Annotated in this window: 23 protein-coding genes; 8 read left to right on the forward strand and 15 right to left on the reverse strand. The window is 42.4% G+C overall.

Annotation, left to right across the window (positions count from 1 at the left end):
• Nucleotides 1-78: 78 nt before the first annotated feature.
• The 4 genes from L4C38_RS04100 to L4C38_RS04115 all read right to left on the reverse strand — a co-directional run bounded on the left by L4C38_RS04100 (nt 79) and on the right by L4C38_RS04115 (nt 4,858).
• Nucleotides 79-1,683, reverse strand: a complete 1,605-nt coding sequence (locus L4C38_RS04100; protein ID WP_428796261.1) for a BCCT family transporter — start codon at nt 1,681-1,683, stop codon at nt 79-81.
• Between the two features lie 116 nt (nt 1,684-1,799).
• Nucleotides 1,800-2,789: a membrane dipeptidase gene (locus L4C38_RS04105; RefSeq protein WP_428796262.1), complete on the reverse strand. Its 990-nt coding sequence runs from the start codon at nt 2,787-2,789 to the stop codon at nt 1,800-1,802.
• 77 nt (nt 2,790-2,866) lie between these two features.
• On the reverse strand, nt 2,867-4,354 hold the full coding sequence (locus L4C38_RS04110; protein ID WP_428796263.1) for an aldehyde dehydrogenase family protein: 1,488 nt from the start codon (nt 4,352-4,354) through the stop codon (nt 2,867-2,869).
• Between the two features lie 105 nt (nt 4,355-4,459).
• Nucleotides 4,460-4,858 carry a RidA family protein gene (locus L4C38_RS04115; RefSeq protein WP_428796264.1) on the reverse strand — a complete coding sequence of 133 codons (399 nt, stop codon included), beginning with the start codon at nt 4,856-4,858 and terminating at the stop codon, nt 4,460-4,462.
• Between the two features lie 157 nt (nt 4,859-5,015).
• On the opposite strand from L4C38_RS04115, the gene L4C38_RS04120 reads away from it, so the two are divergent.
• Entirely contained in the window at nt 5,016-5,894 is an 879-nt protein-coding gene (locus L4C38_RS04120; RefSeq protein ID WP_428796265.1) for a LysR family transcriptional regulator, read from the forward strand.
• A gap of 27 nt (nt 5,895-5,921) precedes the next feature.
• Here the strand turns inward: L4C38_RS04120 and L4C38_RS04125 are convergent, their stop codons facing one another.
• The 3 genes from L4C38_RS04125 to L4C38_RS04135 form a co-directional block, all read right to left on the reverse strand.
• Nucleotides 5,922-6,083: a hypothetical protein gene (locus L4C38_RS04125; protein ID WP_428750062.1), complete on the reverse strand. Its 162-nt coding sequence runs from the start codon at nt 6,081-6,083 to the stop codon at nt 5,922-5,924.
• Between the two features lie 265 nt (nt 6,084-6,348).
• Nucleotides 6,349-6,729, reverse strand: coding sequence for a nuclear transport factor 2-like protein (locus L4C38_RS04130; RefSeq protein WP_428796266.1), 381 nt, complete (start codon nt 6,727-6,729; stop codon nt 6,349-6,351).
• Between the two features lie 36 nt (nt 6,730-6,765).
• Nucleotides 6,766-7,227, reverse strand: coding sequence for a VOC family protein (locus L4C38_RS04135; protein WP_428796267.1), 462 nt, complete (start codon nt 7,225-7,227; stop codon nt 6,766-6,768).
• 134 nt (nt 7,228-7,361) lie between these two features.
• Between L4C38_RS04135 and L4C38_RS04140 the strand changes: the two genes are divergently transcribed.
• A complete protein-coding gene (locus tag L4C38_RS04140) occupies nt 7,362-8,255 on the forward strand; it encodes a LysR family transcriptional regulator (protein ID WP_428796268.1) in 894 nt (297 codons plus the stop codon).
• Between the two features lie 569 nt (nt 8,256-8,824).
• Here the strand turns inward: L4C38_RS04140 and gatY are convergent.
• From gatY to L4C38_RS04160, 4 genes are read right to left on the reverse strand one after another with little or no spacing between them, the layout of a single operon-like run.
• On the reverse strand, nt 8,825-9,682 hold the full coding sequence (gene gatY / locus L4C38_RS04145; RefSeq protein ID WP_428796269.1) for a tagatose-bisphosphate aldolase subunit GatY: 858 nt from the start codon (nt 9,680-9,682) through the stop codon (nt 8,825-8,827).
• 11 nt (nt 9,683-9,693) lie between these two features.
• Nucleotides 9,694-10,155 carry a fructose PTS transporter subunit IIA gene (locus L4C38_RS04150; protein ID WP_428796270.1) on the reverse strand — a complete coding sequence of 154 codons (462 nt, stop codon included), beginning with the start codon at nt 10,153-10,155 and terminating at the stop codon, nt 9,694-9,696.
• Between the two features lie 18 nt (nt 10,156-10,173).
• Nucleotides 10,174-11,568, reverse strand: coding sequence for a PTS fructose transporter subunit IIC (locus L4C38_RS04155; RefSeq protein WP_428796271.1), 1,395 nt, complete (start codon nt 11,566-11,568; stop codon nt 10,174-10,176).
• A gap of 10 nt (nt 11,569-11,578) precedes the next feature.
• Nucleotides 11,579-12,526 carry a 1-phosphofructokinase family hexose kinase gene (locus L4C38_RS04160; protein WP_428796272.1) on the reverse strand — a complete coding sequence of 316 codons (948 nt, stop codon included), beginning with the start codon at nt 12,524-12,526 and terminating at the stop codon, nt 11,579-11,581.
• 217 nt (nt 12,527-12,743) lie between these two features.
• On the opposite strand from L4C38_RS04160, the gene L4C38_RS04165 reads away from it, so the two are divergent.
• The 6 genes from L4C38_RS04165 to gatZ all read left to right on the forward strand — a co-directional run bounded on the left by L4C38_RS04165 (nt 12,744) and on the right by gatZ (nt 19,537).
• Nucleotides 12,744-13,511 carry a DeoR/GlpR family DNA-binding transcription regulator gene (locus tag L4C38_RS04165; RefSeq protein ID WP_428796273.1) on the forward strand — a complete coding sequence of 256 codons (768 nt, stop codon included), beginning with the start codon at nt 12,744-12,746 and terminating at the stop codon, nt 13,509-13,511.
• A gap of 346 nt (nt 13,512-13,857) precedes the next feature.
• Entirely contained in the window at nt 13,858-14,730 is an 873-nt protein-coding gene (locus L4C38_RS04170; protein ID WP_428796274.1) for a substrate-binding domain-containing protein, read from the forward strand.
• Nucleotides 14,731-14,786: 56 nt separating this feature from the next.
• Nucleotides 14,787-16,289, forward strand: coding sequence for a sugar ABC transporter ATP-binding protein (locus tag L4C38_RS04175; RefSeq protein WP_428796275.1), 1,503 nt, complete (start codon nt 14,787-14,789; stop codon nt 16,287-16,289).
• A gap of 55 nt (nt 16,290-16,344) precedes the next feature.
• Nucleotides 16,345-17,283 (forward strand): ABC transporter permease, encoded by a 939-nt coding sequence (locus L4C38_RS04180; RefSeq protein WP_428796276.1) that lies wholly within the window; start codon nt 16,345-16,347, stop codon nt 17,281-17,283.
• Entirely contained in the window at nt 17,280-18,209 is a 930-nt protein-coding gene (locus tag L4C38_RS04185; RefSeq protein WP_428796277.1) for a sugar kinase, read from the forward strand. The genes L4C38_RS04180 and L4C38_RS04185 overlap by 4 nt, the downstream gene beginning before the upstream one ends.
• Nucleotides 18,210-18,277: 68 nt before the next feature.
• Nucleotides 18,278-19,537: a tagatose-bisphosphate aldolase subunit GatZ gene (gene gatZ, locus L4C38_RS04190; RefSeq protein WP_428796278.1), complete on the forward strand. Its 1,260-nt coding sequence runs from the start codon at nt 18,278-18,280 to the stop codon at nt 19,535-19,537.
• Nucleotides 19,538-19,598: 61 nt separating this feature from the next.
• Here gatZ and L4C38_RS04195 read toward each other — a convergent pair whose 3' ends face one another.
• From L4C38_RS04195 to L4C38_RS04210, 4 genes are all read right to left on the reverse strand, one after another.
• Nucleotides 19,599-20,078 carry a GNAT family N-acetyltransferase gene (locus L4C38_RS04195; protein ID WP_428796279.1) on the reverse strand — a complete coding sequence of 160 codons (480 nt, stop codon included), beginning with the start codon at nt 20,076-20,078 and terminating at the stop codon, nt 19,599-19,601.
• 30 nt (nt 20,079-20,108) lie between these two features.
• Nucleotides 20,109-20,597 carry a GNAT family N-acetyltransferase gene (locus L4C38_RS04200; RefSeq protein ID WP_428796280.1) on the reverse strand — a complete coding sequence of 163 codons (489 nt, stop codon included), beginning with the start codon at nt 20,595-20,597 and terminating at the stop codon, nt 20,109-20,111.
• Between the two features lie 88 nt (nt 20,598-20,685).
• Nucleotides 20,686-21,186 carry a DUF2867 domain-containing protein gene (locus tag L4C38_RS04205; RefSeq protein ID WP_428796281.1) on the reverse strand — a complete coding sequence of 167 codons (501 nt, stop codon included), beginning with the start codon at nt 21,184-21,186 and terminating at the stop codon, nt 20,686-20,688.
• Between the two features lie 205 nt (nt 21,187-21,391).
• The gene (locus L4C38_RS04210) at nt 21,392-22,219 is read right to left on the reverse strand and encodes an alpha/beta fold hydrolase (RefSeq protein WP_428796282.1); all 828 of its coding nucleotides are present in this window, start codon (nt 22,217-22,219) and stop codon (nt 21,392-21,394) included.
• Nucleotides 22,220-22,353 lie beyond the last annotated feature (134 nt).

Raw genomic sequence — 22,353 nt, forward strand, 5'->3', positions numbered from 1 at the left:
AATTAATTATAGGTCTTGTTTAATTGATGTGGATGAATCACTCACCCACACTTTGACGTTATCTCTGCTGGCTTTGCCTTATAATCCTTGTGCTTTCGCCATCTTGATTGCAATTTGAGGCGCGTTCCAAAGTGACGGCAACAGAATGAACGACACTGGCACTGCCGTTATTACGATGAATGATTGCAACGCTGAGATACCGCCCGATCCAAGAGAAATCAAGATCAGCGCAGTCACCCCCATCATTACGCCCCAAAACACACGGATAATCGCATTGGGCTCTGTTTCACCACTGATCACGACACTAATGGTATAAGTCATGGAATCACCGGTTGTGACAATGAAAATAGTGGTTAAGATTAAAAACAGAATCGAAACTACCATTGGCAATGGCAGTTGCTGTGTCACAGCAAGTAAAGCGCCGGGTAAATTAAACCCTTCAAATGCTTTGCTCACACTTCCCGGTTCGGCTATTTCGAATGCCAATCCTGAACCACCAACAATGGTGAACCAAAAACATGTTGCAAGTGGTGCAATGATACTAATGGTGACAATCAACTGACGAATGCTACGACCACGAGAAATGCGGGCGATAAAGATTGCCATCATAGGTCCATAACCTAAAAACCAACCCCAGAAGAATACCGTCCACCAGCTAAGCCAACCTTCATCACCACGATAAGTCGCCATAGGAATGAAGTTGTCCAACATACTACCAACGCCCTGAATATAACCGTTGAAGATAAAATTAGTCGGACCAAATATTAGGATATAGACCATCAGTGCTACCGCTAATATCACGTTGTAACGGCTAAGCATTTGCATACCACGATTCAAGCCACTTATCGCTGATACGGTATAAAGAACAATGGCAAAAATGACAATGACAAGTTGTGTCGTAAAGCCATCGGGAATATCAAATAATGCGTTTAACGCGTAGCTAACCTGCAAACCTAAAAAGCCGATCGGTCCTATAGTTCCGGCTGCCACAGCCACAATACAACACGCATCGATTAATGCCCCGGTTTGCCCTTTTAACGCCCTCTCACCTAAAACAGGATAAAGCAATGTACGAGGTTTAAGTGGTAGACCTTTGTCATAATGCAAATGCATAACCACAATGGACGTTAAGCTGCCCACAATAGCCCAAGCTAAAAATCCCCAATGCATAAATGACTGAGAGAGCGCATTGACCGCACCTTGTTGTTGATTCTCTTGCGCGCCATACAACGGTGGCGGGTTTACATAATGAGCAATGGGCTCAGCAGCAGCCCAAAACACACCGCCACCCGCAAGTAATGTACAAAAGATTATCGCCATCCAGCGAAAACCATCCATTTCCGGTTTATCAATACCGCCAAGAATCACATTGCCCGTTCGACCTGCGGCTAATCCCAGACCTATCACAAAAGTGAGCAGCAGAAGCAGTTGCCAATAAGGGCCAAACAAACTGACTGCCCAACTGAATCCGGTACTAACAAGAGAGGAAAGTAGCTCCGCATCGTAAAGAGCGATCGCGACAAACAACGCGATGAATCCGCCACTGTACCAAAACGCAGGGTTATTCAGTCCTAACTTGCTTTGAGCGCTTTCGTTTACTTTTGTACTGCTGTGCTGTGTTGCTTGCTTTCCCGATGATACTTCCACCGTAGAATCTTTCATGCTATCGCTTAGATCAGACATACACTGACTCCAGAGTTTTTTGCAGCGACCAATCAGTAATTGGCTGCAAACTGTATAATTGACACCTGCACTTTGATTTTTGTTATTGGCAAGCTATTCCATATTAGGGCTGTGGCTTATTCAACGTCCTTTAATCCTTGCTCTAAGAAATCAAACCAATTATCGCCCATGATTTTTCCTGCCTCAGATTCACTGAATCCATGACGTAGTAATCCGTTGTAGATATTTTCCATGCCTTCACTACCACTAAACCAAGGCAATGCATCAGGCCAGCCTGAATTACTAGCTGAACCTTCGCCGTAATCCATGGATTTTGACCAGCGACCGTTCCGCATCCATTCGAGCACCTGCTGCGGTTGGTTTAGACATAAATCGCTACCAATGCCTAAATGCTCTACCCCAAATAGATCTGCCGTTGTGGCGACCATTTGGCAGAAATCTTCTAACGTACACTGGCTACCATTAGGCAAATGAAACGGGTACAAACTAAAACCAATCAAGCCACCACGTTCGGTTAACGCCTTGATCACTTGGTTAGATTTATTGCGCAGCGCATTGTGGGCAAATGTTGGATTGGCATGGCTAATACAGATAGGACGTGAGGAGAGATCAATCGCTTCAAGTGTTGAACGCTCAGAACTATGCGACATATCAATAATCATTCCGACTCGGTTCATTTCTTCAATCGCTTGTTTTCCAAAGCGAGTAATACCCGTGTCATTGTTCTCGTAACAACCTGTAGCTAGTAGACTCTGGTTGTTATACGTCAACTGCATGATCAATAAACCTTGGCGACGCATTACTTCAATCAAACCAATTTCATCATCAATTGGTGAACAGTTTTGAGCCCCAAGTAGTATTCCTACTTTACCCAAATGCTTCGCGCGTTCGACATCTGCCATGCAATGGATCGGCATAATTAGATCGGCATGTTGTTCAAAACGCAGGTTCCACTCAGTAAAGCGAGTTAACGTTTCACGTGCATTTTCATGATATACAACCGTTGCATGCACTGCCGTAATACCACTGGCTTTGAGCGTTAGAAAATACTCTCGATCCCAATTACAGTACTGTAGCCCATCAATCACAATCCGCTGTTGATACATACCCATTCCTTAACGTTTGCATTTTTTGCTATCTATTGGAGGAAAGGAGCGAATGCTTCCGCCCCATCAAACACTCATTAATAAGGGCGTTGATAAGCTGTTTTGACGACGGTGTAGAACTCTTTTGCGTACTGCCCCTGCTCACGAGGACCAAAACTCGACTCCTTGCGCCCGCCGAATGGAACATGGTAATCAGTCCCCGCCGTCGGCAAATTCACCATCACACAGCCCGTTTGAGCTTGCTGCTTAAAGATGGCGCTGCTGCGTAAGCTTTGAGTAATAATGCCGCCAGTCAAACCAAAGCGAGTATCGTTAACGGTTGCAATGGCTTCATCTAAGTCCGCAACGCGGATGACACTCGCCAAGGGCGCAAACACCTCTTCTTGGTTTACTTCCCAGTTATTTTTTGTATTGATTAACAACGTTGGAGACATATAGAACCCGTCATAGTCTAAGCTTAAACGCTCACCACCGAACGCCCGTTCAGCGCCGCTTTCGCGTGCTTTATCAATCCACGAAAAATTAGCGTTTAATTGATTACCATCAACCACAGGTCCCATGAATACACCGTCTTCTAACGCATGCCCGACTTTCAGTTCGCTCATACGCTTGATTAGTGCTTCTACGTAGGCATCGTGGATGCCGTCCATCACCACCAAGCGTGATGAAGCGGTACATTTTTGTCCTGCACCAGAAAAAGAACCTGCAATGGTCGCTTCTACTGCTATTTGGATGTCGGCATCATCGGCAACAACTAGGGCGTTTTTACTGCCCATCTCCAACTGACAGCGAACAAAATTTGGTGCAGTAGCGGCAGCAACTTTACGACCAGTATCAACAGAGCCGGTAAAACTCACACCATTCACTTGTTTGGAATTAATCAATGCATTCCCGACTTGCGAACCGCTACCTAACACTAAATTGAACGTACCAGCTGGTAACCCTTGACGATGGATGATTTCAGCCAGTGCCACCGCGCTCGCCGGTGTCAAATTTGCTGGCTTCCAAATAACGCTATTACCAAATGCCAACGCAGGCGCGATCTTCCACGCGGCGGTGGCTGTTGGAAAATTCCACGGAGAAATAATGGCGATAACGCCGACCGCTTCGCGGGTCACCTCAACAGAAACACCCGGGCGAACAGAATCTGCACAATCGCCAATTTGACGAAGTACTTCTGCTGCAAAATATTGAAAGAATTGACCAGCACGATAGATTTCACCTCGCCCTTCAGCAAACGGTTTGCCCTCTTCACGAGAAAGTAACGTACCCAATTCATCACAACGAGCAATCAACTCATCCCCTATAGATTGCAGTACTACCTGTTTACGTTCAATGGGTGTTTTTTCCCACTCTGGCTGAGCTTGTTTAGCGGCAGAAATGGCTTGCTCTACTTGTGTTTCACTAGCTTGGGCAAAATGGCCTAAGTTTTCGGTGATATCAGATGGATTAATGTTCGCAACGGTACTAATGCCCGATTGCCATTCACCACCAATGTAGAGCGAATGTTCAGCTTTAACGTTAATTAGATCAGAAAATGGCATTGTATTGTTGTGTTGAGTCATGATTCTTTCCTTGTTCACTCTGGCTTTGAGTTCGACTGCCAGCTAAAACCAATAAATTGAGGCGAAGCGTATTTTCGATGGTGCTGTTTTGCGAAGCCGCATCCATTACTCCGGTTGTGTTGCCGACGCATAAACAACAAACTCCACCAGCATTTCTTCTCGCGCCAGACCAGCAACCACCATCGCCGCTCGATTAGGAAAAGGTGCACTGAAATACTCTGCGTAGACACTGTTCACTGTTTTAAGATATTCACGATCTGTTACGTAGATCAGAACCTGGAGAACAGAATCTAATGATTCGCCAGCACACTCTAAAGTGTGCACAAGGTTGTTAAATGTCTGGCGTGTTTGTGCTTCAATTCCGCCAGCAACCACTGCGCCGGTATCATCAATTGGGATCTGCGCTGTGTATAAGGTTCCATTGTTTACAATCGCCCATTCTAAAGGAGCTTTGGACGCAAACAGTTCGGTTTTGACAGCATGCTTTTTAGTTTGAGTATTCACGTAACATTCAACCTTATGTAATAAAATTGTTTCCATTAAGTTAAATATGGCACATTGACAGATGATAAATCTAACGGTAAATTTTTTACATTTGATAAGTTTTATTTATCACGCTTATAAAAGTAAGCTAAATAAAGAGTTACAGGGAGTGACACTGATGAGTATTAAACTTCAGCAATTAAGACATTTTGTAATGGTAGTAGAAGAAGGTGGGTTTAGAGCCGCCTCAAAACGTGCCAATCGCTCACAAGCCGCGCTCTCTACATCCATAAAAGAGTTGGAAAAAATTCTTGGACAACCTCTGTTTGAATCCGGTAATAAATCAAAAACCACACCCTTTGGGGAAATATGCGTACCAAAAATCATCCAATTTTTGAATGTGTATAGCGCGTTAGACAACGACCTTCGCGCCGCTGCCGCTGGGCAACAAGGTCGTGTAAGGATTGCGAGTGTACCTTCCGTTGCGGTTAAGCTCATCCCTAGCGTACTGCGGGCATTTTGTGAACAACACCCAGAAGTCGAAGTGAGTTTGATTGATGATAATGCAGCAGGCGTCGCAACAAGGTTGGTATCAGGGGAAGTGGATTTAGCGTTGGGGAACTATGCCCACCTTGATGACAATATGATCGAGTTTACGCCATTAATTTCAGACCCTGTTGGCGTGGTTTGTTTAAAAGACAACCCAATAGCCCGCGAGTCCGCCGGCGTAAAATGGAAAGCGCTGTTAAAACAACCATTCATTCGTAATGGAACCTGTACCCTTCTTGACCCTACCCCTGCGAGAATATTAAGCGAACGAGCACTCTATTCAGTGGAGAACATCACTTCACTTTTTTCGGTTTTAGAATTGGATATAGGAGTAACGACATTACCTAAGCTCGCTTTTCCAACCAATGAAGCACAACTTGTTTGGATTCCACTCATCGATCCGCAGCTTGAACGCCAAATTGGGATTTTCAGGCTTACTGAGCGCACTATTTCACCGCAGGCACAAGCGTTCCATGATTTGTGTATTCAATATTTACGCTATCAGTGAGATAAACAGCAATGGCTACAATCTGGGTTAATCATCGGCTCCACATTTTGCACACGGATCATAAGTACGCTCTCCCTCACTAACAACAAGGTAGTTAGCAACACAATTTTCGCACAACGCTAACTTTGGATACGCGTCTTTCGCTTTTTTAGCGTTCATATCGCCTTCGGTCGTATAGTACTTTCTCATCTTAATTCCGTCACAAGGTTGACTAACGCGTGAGTATACAACGATTGGCGGGGGATATAGAAGAATCAAAAACGAACAAAAAATACATTATGATCGGCTTTTGTAAGACACTGAATGAAGTTAATCGCCAGTACTTTACGTGCTGGCTAGATAATGGACATAAACATGTTGGATTGAGTAATACCTCAACACTAAGCTGCATTGCTTACCACCACACATCTGGTTAAACACTCGTGGTAGCAGGCAACTCAAATGCATTTTGTAGTTACAAACCAGATAAGTCAGCAAAAACTAAGTACTCTATGATTAAGCGATTTTTAATCTCTAAATATGTAGAGAATACAGCTGAGTGTTCACTACCATCCAACCTTTCGTACTTAACTGTGCCATAGCAGCAGATCTTCGTTGAGCCACAAACCTCTGTGTGCTCAAACACAATCTCTTCAATGGCATGCTTCATTGATTTTATACCCGCAAAAAATTGGCGATTGCCTTCCAATATTGGCGCCTTGTCGGTCACCTCTGGGGTGTTGCCCATCCGGAAACGACAGTGCACTGAAAGCGCAGTGTCCAGATAGTCAATATCTTTATCATCAACGGCTTGATATAGATCGTCTACTAAAGTAGTTACTTGTTGCTTATCCATTATATTCCCTCTGATCTTGTCACAATTAAATACACACTATTTTTTATGCAATTCACCGTACTCACCGCCATACATGTTTCTTTCGGCGGGTTTATCACTGCAATATTGAATAAATTCAAATTGAAACCCGGCAGGATCGTTGTAGTACACCGTCTTTCTAAATGGATGTTTTCTTCCTTGAATATCAACAGCGATGCCTTTTGCTAATAGACGGTTAATCACGGCTTGCAGATCATCCACCACGAAACCAATATGAGCTACGCCCGGCTGAATGCCCTCAACACTGCGGATATCGCCTACAGCACTGTCGTTTAGCGTCAAATAATAATCATCATCACCAACGTGCAACCAATGCCGTGATGCGGTATTTTCTGCGCTCCCCCACACCATGTCCCCTTCACCTCGCAACCTCCAATGAGGAAATGCTGTCAGCAAAAATTCCAATGTTGGTTGAATATCTTGCATCACCAAATTCACATGCTCTAAGCGCACCGCCATAAGTACCTCCCTACTAATTTCAGTTTCATTCAAATCGCGTGTATTAAGTTACATTTGCACGTGTAGATTAACAATATGGTTACATGTAGACTCTGAGTTGAGTTTTTCTCAACAGATAACAGCAAGGAAGCTTTATGGACACGTTTAATGCGATTCCGATTTTTGTCGCTGTCGCGGAAAGTTCTGGCTTTTCAAGTGCAGCTCAAATACTTGGGGTTTCGAAATCGGCGGTTAGTAAACGAATTACACAGCTGGAACAACAACTCGGTGTGCGGTTGCTTCATCGAACCACTAGGAAACTTAGTCTGACCGAAGCAGGAGAACGTTATTATCAATATGCTGTTCAAGCGAAACGTGCTGCACAGCAAGCAGAAGACGCGGTGGGTGAAATGCAAGGTGAACCTAAGGGTCTATTAAAAATCCAACTGCCGATGACGATTGGACAAATACTCATCGCCCCCCTCATCCCTCTATTTCTTAAGCGCCACCCTCACCTACTGATCGACCTCAATCTGGATGATAACAATATTAATCTGGTGGAACAGGGCTATGACCTGGCTATTCGAACAGGAGAATTGCCTGACTCCAACCTAATAGTCAGACGTATTTCTTCTCTACACAGCTCAGTCTGTGTGTCACCGGTTTTCTACCAAGATAATAAAAAATACTTACAGGATCCGAACCAATTAGTTGATATCAATTGCATTATTTACAGTTACTCCAGCAACGCTGACGTTTGGCAGTTCCACTCCATTCAAGGCGAAGAATACAAAGTGAAAGTCGCTGGCAATTATCGTGTAAATAACAGCATAGCGCTAAGAGATGCGGTAATTGCAGGGAGTGGCGTTGGTCGATTGCCTAATTTCATCGTTAAACAATCGATTGAAAACGGAGAATTAATACCCCTATTTGAAAACTATCAGATGCCATATAAAAATCTCTATGCCGTATACCCTGAAAGAAACTATTTGCCTGCAAAAGTAAGAGCATTCTTAGACTTTATCGTCGAGAATCTAGGTGCTGACTAAACGAATAGCAAAAAAATTTGAGCGGTGTTCAATGATAGATACTGGGAGAAGTTAATAGCCAGCACTTTAGGTGCTGGCTAGAAAATGGACATGAACATGTTGGATTTATCTCAGTTAAACTTCGTTATCGATTATTAGCTTGCGTACGGATGTGTTGTAAGCTCGACGTCACTGTATTGTTCGGCTAATTTTGGTTTGGATTTTTTCTGTTTACGCCGTTTGATTGGTTTAGGCGTTAGAGTGCAATCTTGTATTGCTTTGGCATGCTCTTTCGCAGAGCGGAGGAATCTATCAGACTTCATAGCCTGTTTTCTAAGGGCATTAATTCTTTCTAGTCGGTCTTTCAGCATAAATCACCTCGTGGTTCCCAATGCTAATTAACACCTTAACTATAACACTTTCAGCACCTTAGACTGTGATTTAACACGTACTTTGAAGTAGCAAGAAGATAACAATATAGTTACACTTCAGAATGGTCTCAGTCTTCAATAGTTGAAAATAAAGGATTGGCAGATAACCAATCCTTTATGAAATTCCGGCGGGGACCGGAATTTTATAAACTTTAAAAACTAAATTTTACCTTCACTTCTACACATCAAAATCTTATCTTGAACAACTTTCGCCATCGCAAACTTAGGCTGCTCATTGTAGAAACGAGGGTCATTTGCCTCAGGATCATTTCTAAACGCTTCTTTAAGCTGTTCAGCAAACGCGATCTTAAGTTCAGTAGCTACATTAACCTTCGAAATACCTAAATCAATACATCGTTGAACATCAGCGGAACAAACACCGGATGCACCATGAAGAACCAAAGGTACATCTACCATTGAAGCAATTTTTGCTAATCGATCAAAATCAAGCTTAGGTTCTTCTTTATACATGCCATGAGCCGTTCCAATCGCAATGGCCAACGAATCCACATCCGTTAACTGTACAAGCTTGAGCGCATCTTCTGGATCTGTATATGGGTCTAATACACTGTCGACAATTAGGTCGTCTTCCTGCCCAACCAACTGCCCAATTTCTGCTTCAACTGAACAACCATAAGCATGACAGAATTGAACCGCTTCACGCGTTAGTGCGATATTTTCCTCTAGAGAAAGCGCGCTACCGTCAATCATTGCGGAACGAATCCCAAGCTTAACTTTGTTCTTAATATCATCCATTTCATGATGATGATCTAAGTGCAGAACGACTTGCATTCCTCTCTCTTGCGCTGCAGCATTAACCATATGTATAAGCTCTCTAGAGCCGCCATATTTATATGTACCTGGTGTGCCCGCAAGAATCACCGGTGATTGTAAAGATTTCGCTGTATCTAATATAACTTGAACTGTTTCAAGGTTATGAAAATTGAAAGCTGGAATTGCGTAACCACCTTTTCTAGCTTGCTTTAGTAGATAGTTACTATTGATAATATTGTTCATGATCGAATTCTCTATGCTGATGCGGTTCTAATTTGCTCAATAAGTGCTTCAGGTGTCGTCACACTCTTTATCGAATCTCTAAAATCATCATCGATCAGTAGAGATGTCAGTTCGGCCAAAAGTGCAATGTGGGTGTCACCTTGATGGACTAGCGGAATACCGAGAAGGACAATAATTCCAACTTCTTCGTCTTCATCTATGCCTTTCCATAAAACTGGTTTATCTACAATCGCAATTGCCACACACGGCTCAACGACAGCGTCAGACTTTCCATGGGGAACGGCTAACCCTTCGCCTAACGCTGTCGCGCCATGCTCTTCTCTTTCTAAAACCGCATTGACGAACTGCACCCGATCATTAATTTTGCCAAGAGTGCAAAGCCTATCTGTCAATGCTTCAATGGCGTCTTTTGACGAAGCAAAGTTACAACCTATTGAAATTGAGTCTTTGTAAATTAGATCGACTAGTTTCATTACTTAACCTATTAATTTTTATGATAATTGAGTGCTATATTTCTTCATTTGCATTACGCGATAGAGACCGTAAATAACGGCACCAACACAAGAACCAGCAAGGATACAAGCGACCCATGTAACAGGGGCACTAACTACAGGTAGGATTAAAAAACCGCCATGAGGAGCAGGAACTTGAACGGTAAATAAGAATGACAACACCGCCGAAATTGACGATGCAAGCATCATAATAGGAATGACATGGTGTGGTGCTTTGGCGACGAAAGGTATTGCGCCCTCGGTGATATGCGTCGCCCCTAGAACGTAACAGATCGCGCCAGCAGTTCGCTCTTCTTCGTCGAACGCGCGCTTAAAGAGTGTAGTCGCAATAGCAACGACTAGTGGCGGTGTAATACACGCTGCAGAAACGCCAGCCATGAAGAACATATTGCCTTCAGCAAGGAGAAGTGTTCCCGTTACGTACGCAGCTTTATTAACTGGACCGCCAAAATCAAACGCACACATCATACCGATAATAATGCCAAGCAAGACAGGATTCGCATCCTGTAAACCTGATAGAAATTCCATCATGCCATTGTTAATGGCAGCAATTGGAACGCCTAAATTGACCATTAATACACCAATAACCAAGGTGCCAACTATTGGTAATAAAAATATCGATTTCAAACCTTCATATTGTTTAGGTAAGAATTCGAGCTTTTTGATTAAGAAGTAAATTAAATACCCTGAAGAAAAGCCCGCAATTATACCGCCGAGGAAACCAGCACCGGTTACATTGGCAAGAAGACCACCAACAAAGCCCGCGACCATTGCCGGCTTTCCGCCAATAGAAGACGCAATGAATGCAGCAAACACAGGCACCATAATGCTAAAAGCTTGCTGACCTATGGTCATTAGCATTGCAGCAATTTCATTGTATTGCTCAGAATCTGGATCCGACGAGTAAATACCCCATAAAAATGACAATGCGATAAGCACACCACCAGCCACCACAAACGGCAACATGTGCGATACGCCACTCATCAAGTGTTTATAAATCTGTCGTGAAAAGCTTTCGTTAGGAGATTGTGTTTCGACAGACTTAAATTGAGCTCCACCTCTGATTGGAGCTTCTCCATCTATGACTCTTTTGATCAGTTCATCAGCTTTTCTCACGCCATCCTTGACGGGAACTTCAAGAACCGGAAAACCGTTAAAGCGATCGGGTGAAACATCCTTGTCGGCGGCGATAATGACGCCATAGACATCCTCTAAGTCAGAGCTTTCAATCTGGTTTTTAATACCAGCAGCACCGTTCGTCTCGACCTTTATTTCGACACCGGCTTTTTTTGCAGCTTTCTTCAAGGCTGATTCAGCCATGAATGTATGAGCAATTCCCGTTGGGCAGCCTGTTATAGCAATAACTTTTTTCATACAAACCTCCTTATGCAATTTTCTTTGCAAATGTCATATTTACCAGTTGTGGGTACAGGCTTAGTTCGCCAATTCCAGAAGACGATGCTACGTCTGCGCCAACCGCACTGGCGATTTGTATCGCTTCCTGAATGTTTAATTCATCTTTTAACCACACACTTAAGAATGCGGCTAAGGATGAATCCCCAGCACAAGCTGAACTATGAAGTTTGATTCTTGGCGCGTTACAAAAATAGATTGAGTCACCATTTGAAAAGTACATCCCGTTACTACCAAGAGTTAGTAGAACATTTTGCGCACCAAGAGAATGCAGAGTATCTAGTGAGTCTTTTGCTTCTGCATGGTTGCTCGCTCGCAAACCAAACATACTCATAAGCTCTTCATCATTAGGTTTTATCAGCAGCGGTTTTTTGGATAACAAACTAGAGAGATGATCATGACTAATGTCGAAAATTACCTCGACGTTATTCTCCTTACACGCTGACATAATTTGATCCAGGTATTCCGGCTCAACGCCCGGTGGTAGGCTTCCACTAACAACAAGATATTCCATATCGGAAGCTCCGCGAATACTTGCTAGAATATCGTCCTTAACACCTTGTGATACATGCCCGCCTTTTGATACAAACTTATATTCTTCTGTATCGTCGCTAACGAATACGTTTATCCGAGTAGCTCCATCAATGTAAAATGGGTGAACGTTGATTCCTTTTACTTCTAAGCACTCTACAATGTGTTTTCCTGTAAAACCGCCAAAAACGCCCATAGCAACAGATTCGACACCAAAATGGTCCAGCACAATAGAGACATTAATTGCTTTTCCATTAGGTGAGTAATCAGAGTCGCTAACGCGATTAACCTTTTCTGACTCAACTTGAAGACAAGTCAGGTTTAGATCAATTGCAGCATTCATAGTTAGGGTATAGAGCATTAATTCACCTTTAAGAACGGTTCCCATCGATTCACTGTCAAATCGCTCAGGGTGAATACTATACTTTCCTTTTCTTTCCTTTTTTGATTGCTATCACATAAAAAGCAAACAAATAAAAAAACAAAAGAAAAGGCAATGGAAAGGGTGTTTTATCAAACAGCGAATCAAAGTAAACTATGAAACAAAGAGATTGTTTATGCAGTCTCTCTCTTATCCACGAAAGTACATAGTTAGAGCAATAACGATGATTAGAACTACGTCAGAACGAAGAGAATCTATTTTAAGCAAGCTAAGAGAGTTAGGCTCAGTGTCTGTCATTCAACTGTCAGACGAGTACAACGTAAGCAAAGTTACAATAAGAAACGACCTAGATAATTTAGAAGGCAAAGGGCTACTAATTAGATCTCATGGCGGTGCGATGCAGAAAACAACCAGCGCTACTGAGTCTGTAAACAGCTTTAAAAGCAACCTCTACGTCAATGAAAAGAAAGCAATAGCCAAAGCTGCTTTATCCTATATAGATAATGGGGATTCTTTGATTGTTGGAGCCGGTACAACGACTGAGCATCTGGCTAAGTTATTAGAAGAATTCGACGACCTGTTCGTTATAACTAACGGTCTGAACATCCTTTTGTCCTTGCCAAGAAATGAGAACATTACCATTGTTAGCACAGGCGGTAACCTTCACCAAAACAGTATGTCTTTCTACGGTTCACTAGCAGAAGAGAGTATTGAAAAGTACCACGTCAACAAGATGATTGTTGGCATTGATGGTCTTAATATTGAAGGTGGCATAACCACCCACAGTGAGCATGAAGCACGTTTTTACAAGGCGATGCTAAAAGGCACCGATAGATGCATCGTCCTTGCTGACTCAAGCAAACTTGGAAAAGTTAGCGTACATAAAATCATGCCTTGTTCTGATATCGACGTACTAATTACAGACAAAAACATTAGCGATGATTGTCGTGAATACTTAGAGAGCCTTAGTATTGAATTGATCATTGCCTAAGCTTATCAAATCAAAATGTTAATCAAATTCTAAGCAGTCTTTGCCAATAATAACCGACTCCCACATCCCTCCCAACACCGCGCCTTAACACAAGGCGCTGTGTTGCATCTCGTTCGTATTACAACCCTTATCTAACAAATCACTATTTCCCGTAAAAATAAGAAAGGTAAGATCAATATCTCACATTTTTCATTTCTTTCTTAATTATTTCACTTTCTTTCGTATACTTTCTCTTAGCCAGTTTATTGCTCCTTTCCTTGCTTTTCCACTAGAACGATAACAAAAGCAAAACTAGAAACTAAAATGGCAACCTTTGTACCCCCTACTACAAAAAATAAGGAAACGTATGAAAAAGTTACTCTTTACAGGTGTTTTTCTGGCATGTTCAGTAAACGCTCAAGCGGCTCAAGAACCGACTATCTGTGCATCAATTCTTACTCAATCTCATCCATTTTATATTGCGCTAAACGAAGGTCTTCAAGCTGGTGCTAACGAATACAATGCAGATCTAAAAGTCTCAATTGCGAACCAAGATCTTTCAAAGCAGATTAATGATATTGAAGACTGTATCACCAAGAATGTTGATGCAATCGTCGTATCTCCTGTTGATTCAAAGGGTATTCGTGGTCCTCTTAAAAAGGCAGAGCGCGCGAACATCCCAGTATTTACCGTTGATATCAGCGCAGAGAAAAGCAACATTATTTCTCATATAGCAACTGACAACTACGGTGGCGGTGTAGAAGCAGGTAAATTGGCGGCAAAACACCTAAATGGTGAAGGGACTGTCGTTATGCTTTCTTACCCTGGTATTTCATCTGTAGAAGATCGTCTACGTGGTTTCCGTGATGCCGTTGCAGACACTGAAATTGAAATCGTTGCTGTTCAACCAGGTAAAACACGCGAAGAAGCCATGACTTCAACCATCAATATGATTCAAGCAAACCCAAACACTGACCTTGTCTTTGCGTTTGGCGACGACATGATGATAGGAGCTAGCCTAGCGGTTACTAAGCAAAACTCACATGCTGTGGTAATCGGTTTTGATGGCATGCCTGAAGGTATTAAAGCGGTTGATGACAATGAAAACATCATCGGTGTTGTTAAGCAGGACGCTGACCGTATGGGACGTACCGCGATCAAAGTAGCCGTTGATTACCTAAATGACAAGCAAGTAGAAGCTCAATATCCAATCGTTCCAGTTCTTTACACTGGAAAGTAATCGATCAGAAAACTGAAATCCTAACCGAGGATTTCAGTTTTTCCGGAGATCTATACATGTCTGAATTGCTTTTAGAAACATGCGACTTAAGTAAACATTTCGGTGAAATAAAGGCCGTTGATGGTCTTTCTATTAAGCTAGAAAAACGGAAAGTCCACACCATATTGGGCGAAAATGGTTGCGGAAAATCGACAACACTTAAAATGCTTGCTGGAGTACACACCCCTACTCGCGGGTACATTAAGAAAGAAGGTAAAGATCTTTCTTTTAAATCTCCACTCGAATCGCGTGCTAACGGTATCGCTATCATCTTCCAAGAGTTGTCTTTGTGTAACAACCTAACCGTTGCAGAAAACATTTATGCCAATAACGAACCAAAACGCTACGGGTTTATTGATGACAGCAAGCTAAACCAAATGGCGAAGGCGTTACTCAATAAATACAAAATACCGATTGAAAGCCACGTGAAAGTGAGCGAGCTCTCTATGGCTCAACGTCAATTGGTTGAAATAGCTAAAGGGCTGAGTTACCCCTCTGATGTAGTCATCTTTGACGAGCCGACGTCATCGCTTTCCGATTCAGAAGTCGAGATCCTATTTAACATTATCGAAGAGCTGAAATCTGAAGATAAAGCGATTGTTTATGTTAGCCATAAGATGAAAGAGATCATGCTCATTTCTGATGACATCACCGTTATGCGTGACGGTCAGTACATCAATACTGTAAAGAAGACGGATACCACGATTAACGATCTTATTACCATGATGGTTGGACGGGAAATGAATGATATCTATCCGCCAAAACCCGACAACCCAATCGTAAATGGTCAAGAGGTCCTTCGAGTCTCGAACTTAACTCACGCCGGGCAATTTAACGATATCAATTTTGACATCCGATCTGGCGAAGTCGTTGGTTTTTTTGGTTTGGTCGGATCCGGTCGTTCGGAGGTGATGAATGCTCTGTTTGGAATGCTGCCATACAGCGGTGACGTCCATTTCTTGGGAAACCAATTAAACATTGATTCACCACGCACTGCCATTGACAACGGCATTGCGTTTGTTACCGAAAACCGTAAAGAACAAGGGTTAGTTCTTGCCCACAGTGTTCATGATAATTGTAACTTCATTAGTTACGAGACGGTCGCTAAAGGCTTTGTGAGAAATGAAGCAGAAGAACAACGAGTAACGTCCGATAGCATCCGTAAAATGAACATCAAGGTACATAACGCTGATCAAGCTGTTGGTTCACTAAGTGGCGGAAATCAACAGAAAGTGGTGCTTGCTAAGTGGCTAGAAAATCGTCCTCAACTTTTGATTCTGGATGAGCCAACTAGAGGCGTCGACGTCGGTGCAAAGTACGAAATCTACAACATAATCCGAGATCTAACCGCAACCGGTACCGCCGTAATTATGGTTTCCTCTGAGCTACCGGAAGCAATCAATATGTGCGACCGCTTACTTGTGATGCGCAATCAAATGATCGTCAAAGAACTAAACACTAAAGACTTATCACAAGATGAAGTGATGGTTTACGCTACAGGAGCAGGTTCAAATGCTTAATAAAATAGATAGTAGTCTGGATAGCGGCAGTAATTTCAAACGCAGCGGAAACACAATGATAAGCCGATTTCTTAAAGAATATGGCGGCATATTAGGTGCTCTTATCGCTTTGGTGTTCATCTCTACGTTTTTATCTGAGTATTTTTGGTCAGTAAACAACATCACCAATATCGTTTTGCAGAGCTCCATTGTTGCTATCGTTGCTTTTGGTATGACATACGCAATATTACTTGCGGGTATTGATCTATCCGTCGGCTCGATAGTTGCCTTAACGGGGATGCTTTTAGTACTTGGTTTAACGGCTGGTATTCCATTCGCGATAATGCTCCCTTTGTCACTGGGCGTATCTGTACTTTGTGGCTTTGCCAATGGCTTCGTGACCACCTTTCTTGGCGTGCATCCATTCATTGTTACTATGTCGTTCATGGGTATTTTCCGTGGCGCGGCAATGCTAACCAGTGACGGTAAAGCTATTTCTTTGTATGACAATGCCGCGTTTGAATTCATCTTCAATGGCTACCTATTCGGCATACCGTTTCCAATTATCCTGCTAGTAGCGATGATTGTACTTAACCACTACTTACTTTCAAAAACCACGTTTGGTCGTAAGGTTTACCTAGTCGGCGGTAACGCTGAAGCGGCAGCTTACTCTGGTATCAACGTTTCTAAAACAACCGTTTATTCCTACATGATCGCTGGTCTTATGTCGGGTATTGGTGGCGTTATGCTCGCCTCACGTATGTTCTCTGCGCAGCCAACCGCCGCTATGGGCATGGAGCTTGATGCTATTGCAGCCTGTGTGCTTGGTGGTACCTCTCTTACTGGTGGTAGAGGAACGATCATCGGTACGGTTATCGGTGCACTTATTATCGCCGTTCTAAGCAATGTGATGAGCCTTATGAACGTCAATTATTTTGTATCTCTTATTGTAAAAGGCATCGTGATCCTGCTTGCGGTGGGCATTGATGTTTACAAGAATAAAAAGGCCGCATGATGAAAATTGTATCTTTAGGTGAAATAGTCGTTGAGATCATGGCTACGGAAATTAACCAACCTTTGTCTGAGACCGGATTATTTTCGGGGCCTTTCCCAAGCGGTGCCCCTGCTATCTTTATCGACCAAGTTGCTAAATTGGGTGTTGATTGCTCAATTATCTCTGCCGTTGGAAACGATGGATTTGGTGATATAAACCTCAAGCGCCTGCGCAAAGATGGCGTTGATATAGAAGGAATCAGCGTATTAGAAGATGAAGTAACTGGTTCTGCATTTGTTACCTATCATTCGAACGGTGACCGCGATTTCATTTTCAACATTAGCAAAGCGGCGTGTGGTCATTTATCACTAGAAAATGCCAACTTGGATGTGCTAAGCGGCTGTACACACCTGCACATTATGGGTTCATCACTGATCAATCAAAACATCGTTGACCTTTGCTTAACCACTATAGATATTGTTAAAAACAATCAAGGCAAGGTCTCTTTCGATCCTAATATTCGTAAAGAGTTGCTCAACGACAACATGAAAGCTTCACTTACCAAGATATTAGAAAGTACTGATATTTATATGCCAAGTGAAGCCGAAGTCACCGTATTGTCCTCTTTCGACAGCGATGATGCTGCCATCGCAGAATACTTTTCTCACTTTAAAGTAAGCGAAATTGTCCTTAAGCAAGGCTCTAAAGGTGCCACCGTTTTCACACCAAACTCAACCTCTACAATCGCTGCTTTTTTAGTCGACGAAATTGACCCCACCGGTGCCGGAGATTGCTTTGGTGGCGCGTACATCGCTTGCCGAGTGAAAGGTATGAACATTGATGAATCCCTATCCATTGCAGCCCAATGTGGAGCGCGTTCGGTGACTTTTAAAGGACCGATGGAAGGTACGTCAACGCTTGAAGAGCTATTGGATTTTTTCCAGTAACCCATTACTAAAAAATTGAAACAGTACCCTGCTTTCTAAGATTGGCACTATTTAATTCGGATTAAAACATGAAAGACATTGTCACCTCGCATAAAAACAACCACAACTCTGGCGTCTACTCTATTTGTTCTGCACACCCTTTAGTGATCAAAGCAGCGATGCTATATGAGTTGAATACAAACAAAAATGTATTGATTGAGGCAACATCCAATCAAGTTAACCAGTTTGGCGGCTATACAGGTATGACGCCAAAAGACTTTGTCTTGTATGTAGCAAAATTGGCGGCTGAAATCGGCTTTCCAATGGAAAGAGTCGCATTAGGTGGCGACCATCTAGGACCAAACTGCTGGCAAAACGAAACAGCACAAGAGGCGATGGAAAAATCTAAAGTCCTTATTGAAGAATACATTAAGGCTGGTTTTACTAAAATACACCTAGATGCCTCAATGTCATGTGCTGATGATCCTACACCGTTAGACCCGTGTGTTGTTGCACAGCGTGCAGCGATACTTTGTAAAGTTGCCGAATTACACGCGACAGAAGAACAAAAAGCACAACTGACCTATGTCATTGGCACAGAAGTCCCAGTTCCTGGTGGTGAGTCACATGAGATTGACGCAGTTCAAGTAACTGAAGTAAAGAATGTACAAAATACCATCGACACTCACTTGGAGGCGTTTGAAAAAATCGGAATTACTGAAGCGGTGAGCCGAATTGTTGGTGTTGTAGTGCAACCCGGCGTGGAGTTCGACCATACTAAAGTCATTCGTTTTGATAAAAACAAAGCAACAAGTATCTCTAAATTTATCGAGGATACAGCATGGGTCTATGAAGCGCATTCAACTGACTACCAAACAGAAAGTCATTTAAAAGAGTTGGTTCAGAGCCATTTTGCCATTCTCAAAGTTGGTCCTGCGTTAACTTTTTCTCTTCGCGAAGCTTTGTTTTCTCTCGCTGAAATCGAAGAACAGATCGTGGAACCAGAGAAACGCAGCCAGTTTATGAAGGTGGTCGATTCGGTGTTGCTCGACGATGAGAAATACTGGAAGCCTTACTACAATGGCAAACACTCCAGTACGATGCTTAATCTTCACTTCAGTTTCTCTGATCGCATTCGCTATTACTGGACAGATGCACGAATTCAAAAAGCACTACAAGAGATGTTTACCAACATCGATGAAGCTGCGATTCCACTGTCTGTACTTAGTCAATACATGCCAAACCAATATCAAAAAGTAAGTTCAGGAACGTTAAGCTTAGACACAACATCGCTAGTACTTGATAAAATAGGGGAAGTCGTGGGGCAATACTCGCGCGCTTGTAACTAATCACACGCAGTTCGCTCTCTCCTACCTAAACAACTAGGAGAGAGTTGATTCACATTGCCCCTTAGTTGTTATGCTCAAGCTTTTTGTACATTTTTAGCAAAACAACTGCCTGACCATTGGGGGAAACTCTAGGCTCAGCGCTAAAAGGTTGGAAACCAAGTTTGGTGTAAAGCAGTAAAGCGCTCGTATTATAATTGAAGACAGACAAATAAGGTACAGCCTGATAAATATCTAAGCATTTAGAACTCAGATATTCAATAAGTGCCCGACCAACCCCCTTTCCTTTATATGCATCAGACACAATAACATTTCCAATAAAAGCACTCTCTGACGGTTTTACGTTATATAAATTTCCGAAGGCAACAACTTGATCATCAATGATGCACACCGTCAAATCTGACCTTGCTTTAGAAATGCTACAAATTTGCTCATAACTCCACGGGAACGAACCTGAGGGACAAACTGAATACAACTCTTCAGCAGAAGAAACCAATTGTGCGATAGCTGCAAAATGGTCTTCACGAGCATTCAAAAATTCCATTTTTCCTCCGAGAAAATCAATCCCTGTTTGTTATGCTTCTATTTCCAATGACATTAACTTCGCATCACTACCATAGCTTGAATTCACATTGTGTTGTTCAACCTCTTTGAAACCCATCTTAGACCAAAATTGCACCGAATCTTGGACGGACACCAGAAGCAATTTTTTAAACTGCCTTTCTTCCTTGAAAATCCCAAACAGCCTTTCAACCATTAGCTTACCAACACCGCCACCTTTTGCGCGATTTGATACGGCTAAATCATGAATAAATAAAGTATTTCCATTTGAATTATTAGGTAGTTTTTCAAATAGCTTAGGTGGCGTATCACTGCACCATGAATGGGAAAGTAAATACGAATTGATCTTCCCTTGCTGCATGTACACAAAGCAATAATCAGGGGACACTTCCCACTTATTTTTTAATACTTCTCGATCTTCCGCTAACGCATCTAGATATACTTCCGCTTGAAGTTGAAGTATTTCATCCCACATATCGTTTGTGATTCTAGAAATTGACATTTGATACCTATCAACTGATTTATGCTCGCGAAATTGTAAATGATTCGAGTTGTTTAACACACTGAATTTGATGTTAACTACGCAACATTCAATCTGCCGATTCTAACCCTTTCAGCGAACTTGGCACTATTAACTTATGAAATGGAGTAACGAAGAACATGTATACTTTGCCAAATGCATTGTTCACATGAACCACAGTATTGGCGTGAACAATCGCAGTTTCCCCTTTAGGCTCAACCAGAAATGAAACTCGGACGTTTAGATGCTTATCGCAATCTTCTAATACCACTTCATGTTCGGTTGCGCTGACCAGCGTAAAAATACCGACTCGTTCACCGACAACATAATCTGCGGCCTGTTTTTCTTGGGGTACGTATTGTAAACCGCCCAAATCTTTTAACCCCAATTTGGATACAACCTTGTTTCTCATGGACATGAGAAAATCAATCCAATCTGGTGTTTGCTCCGCTATTTCAAGAAACACTTCAATTGCAGTCTGGTTGTTGTACTTTATCTTTTTTGAAAAACTATCAGAGAAATACGAACCTTTTGAATACTCGTTCAATGCTGATTGGTGGGGTATTGACATAAACTCTCCTTCAAAGGCATAACGAATGAAATGTATTCTCCACCATTCGAGGCATTACCGTTGATTTCACTAAGAATGCGTCCAGTATTAATAACGGGGATGCATATAGCAAGAGCTTCTTTCATGGTCCTTCCAAACACTATCTACTCTATAAAGATTAACTCCGCGTATCCAATAGTCGGAGTTAATCTTGGCAGTGCCCCCGTTAATCCTTATTCAATAAGCCTAAATTTCCAATGTGTTGTTTAATCACGTCAATGACTATTGATGGGTCTTGGATTGGAATTAAATGCGTACTATCTTCAGCTATAATATGAGCGGCGTTGGGGCTACTTTTCACTAAAGAGTCATGTGTGCTTTTCCAATACTCCATATCTTCCTCATTGATAAATGGCCAACCACCTAACGGTCTCATTGCTGTGATCAAGGTAACTGGTGTTTCCTTTAATGGCCACGCCTCTCGGACTTGCTGTTTTGTGAGGCTTAATGCTTCAAGTTGACCACGATAACCCGCATTCAACGAATCTAAATTGGCAAAAGCATTAGCCCACTCTTGTGAACTTTCCATATAGTCGTAATGCTCCGCTGTTGCTGGGTCAACTAGAATTAGGCTAGCTACTTCTTTTGGGTATGTAGCAGCAAATACTGTTTGAAATAAGCCCCCACCCGACCATCCCACCAAAATATACGGAGGACTAGCACCAACGCTATCTAAAGCAGTTTTTAACTCGCTTGTAATTTGCTTAGCACTTCTGGGACTAGGTCCAACTTCAGAAGCCCCCAACCCTGCCCTGTCATAAGCAATTGTTGTTGCATATTTTGAGATTTCAGGCTGAATCTTAGACCACGCCTCTAATGTATCACTGAAACCAGAATCAAATACGACTGTAGGTACACCATCACCAAGTAGAAGCATATTGATCTTATGACTACCAACATCAATCATCTGTGGCTTATCTTCAGATAACGCTGGCTGCGAAAATGATAGAAGAAGTAAAACAAGGAATAGTGAGCCTTTCTGCAAACGAATCATTACGAAACCTTCATTATCAACTTTTTTGTTTAACGAATAACATGGATTCCCCTAACGAGGGGTTACCTAACTTATACATGGTTATCAGATCCAGAAGCTACATGCCATCTAATCCTTATTTGTTAGGGCACTAC

The sequence above is a fragment of the Vibrio kasasachensis genome (assembly GCF_050337565.1).
GTDB classification, from domain to species: Bacteria; Pseudomonadota; Gammaproteobacteria; order Enterobacterales; family Vibrionaceae; genus Vibrio; species Vibrio kasasachensis.

What these genes read in the sequence shown, in the direction of transcription:
- L4C38_RS04100 (WP_428796261.1), bottom strand. Translation starts at nt 1,683, where the DNA reads ATGTCTGATCTAAGCGATAGCATGAAAGATTCTACGGTGGAAGTATCA.
- L4C38_RS04105 (WP_428796262.1), bottom strand. Translation starts at nt 2,789, where the DNA reads ATGTATCAACAGCGGATTGTGATTGATGGGCTACAGTACTGTAATTGG.
- L4C38_RS04110 (WP_428796263.1), bottom strand. Translation starts at nt 4,354, where the DNA reads ATGACTCAACACAACAATACAATGCCATTTTCTGATCTAATTAACGTT.
- L4C38_RS04120 (WP_428796265.1), top strand. Translation starts at nt 5,016, where the DNA reads ATGAGTATTAAACTTCAGCAATTAAGACATTTTGTAATGGTAGTAGAA.
- L4C38_RS04125 (WP_428750062.1), bottom strand. Translation starts at nt 6,083, where the DNA reads ATGAGAAAGTACTATACGACCGAAGGCGATATGAACGCTAAAAAAGCG.
- L4C38_RS04130 (WP_428796266.1), bottom strand. Translation starts at nt 6,729, where the DNA reads ATGGATAAGCAACAAGTAACTACTTTAGTAGACGATCTATATCAAGCC.
- L4C38_RS04135 (WP_428796267.1), bottom strand. Translation starts at nt 7,227, where the DNA reads ATGGCGGTGCGCTTAGAGCATGTGAATTTGGTGATGCAAGATATTCAA.
- L4C38_RS04140 (WP_428796268.1), top strand. Translation starts at nt 7,362, where the DNA reads ATGGACACGTTTAATGCGATTCCGATTTTTGTCGCTGTCGCGGAAAGT.
- gatY (WP_428796269.1), bottom strand. Translation starts at nt 9,682, where the DNA reads ATGAACAATATTATCAATAGTAACTATCTACTAAAGCAAGCTAGAAAA.
- L4C38_RS04150 (WP_428796270.1), bottom strand. Translation starts at nt 10,155, where the DNA reads ATGAAACTAGTCGATCTAATTTACAAAGACTCAATTTCAATAGGTTGT.
- L4C38_RS04155 (WP_428796271.1), bottom strand. Translation starts at nt 11,568, where the DNA reads ATGAAAAAAGTTATTGCTATAACAGGCTGCCCAACGGGAATTGCTCAT.
- L4C38_RS04160 (WP_428796272.1), bottom strand. Translation starts at nt 12,526, where the DNA reads ATGGGAACCGTTCTTAAAGGTGAATTAATGCTCTATACCCTAACTATG.
- L4C38_RS04165 (WP_428796273.1), top strand. Translation starts at nt 12,744, where the DNA reads ATGATTAGAACTACGTCAGAACGAAGAGAATCTATTTTAAGCAAGCTA.
- L4C38_RS04170 (WP_428796274.1), top strand. Translation starts at nt 13,858, where the DNA reads ATGAAAAAGTTACTCTTTACAGGTGTTTTTCTGGCATGTTCAGTAAAC.
- L4C38_RS04175 (WP_428796275.1), top strand. Translation starts at nt 14,787, where the DNA reads ATGTCTGAATTGCTTTTAGAAACATGCGACTTAAGTAAACATTTCGGT.
- L4C38_RS04180 (WP_428796276.1), top strand. Translation starts at nt 16,345, where the DNA reads ATGATAAGCCGATTTCTTAAAGAATATGGCGGCATATTAGGTGCTCTT.
- L4C38_RS04185 (WP_428796277.1), top strand. Translation starts at nt 17,280, where the DNA reads ATGATGAAAATTGTATCTTTAGGTGAAATAGTCGTTGAGATCATGGCT.
- gatZ (WP_428796278.1), top strand. Translation starts at nt 18,278, where the DNA reads ATGAAAGACATTGTCACCTCGCATAAAAACAACCACAACTCTGGCGTC.
- L4C38_RS04195 (WP_428796279.1), bottom strand. Translation starts at nt 20,078, where the DNA reads ATGGAATTTTTGAATGCTCGTGAAGACCATTTTGCAGCTATCGCACAA.
- L4C38_RS04200 (WP_428796280.1), bottom strand. Translation starts at nt 20,597, where the DNA reads ATGTCAATTTCTAGAATCACAAACGATATGTGGGATGAAATACTTCAA.
- L4C38_RS04205 (WP_428796281.1), bottom strand. Translation starts at nt 21,186, where the DNA reads ATGTCAATACCCCACCAATCAGCATTGAACGAGTATTCAAAAGGTTCG.
- L4C38_RS04210 (WP_428796282.1), bottom strand. Translation starts at nt 22,219, where the DNA reads ATGATTCGTTTGCAGAAAGGCTCACTATTCCTTGTTTTACTTCTTCTA.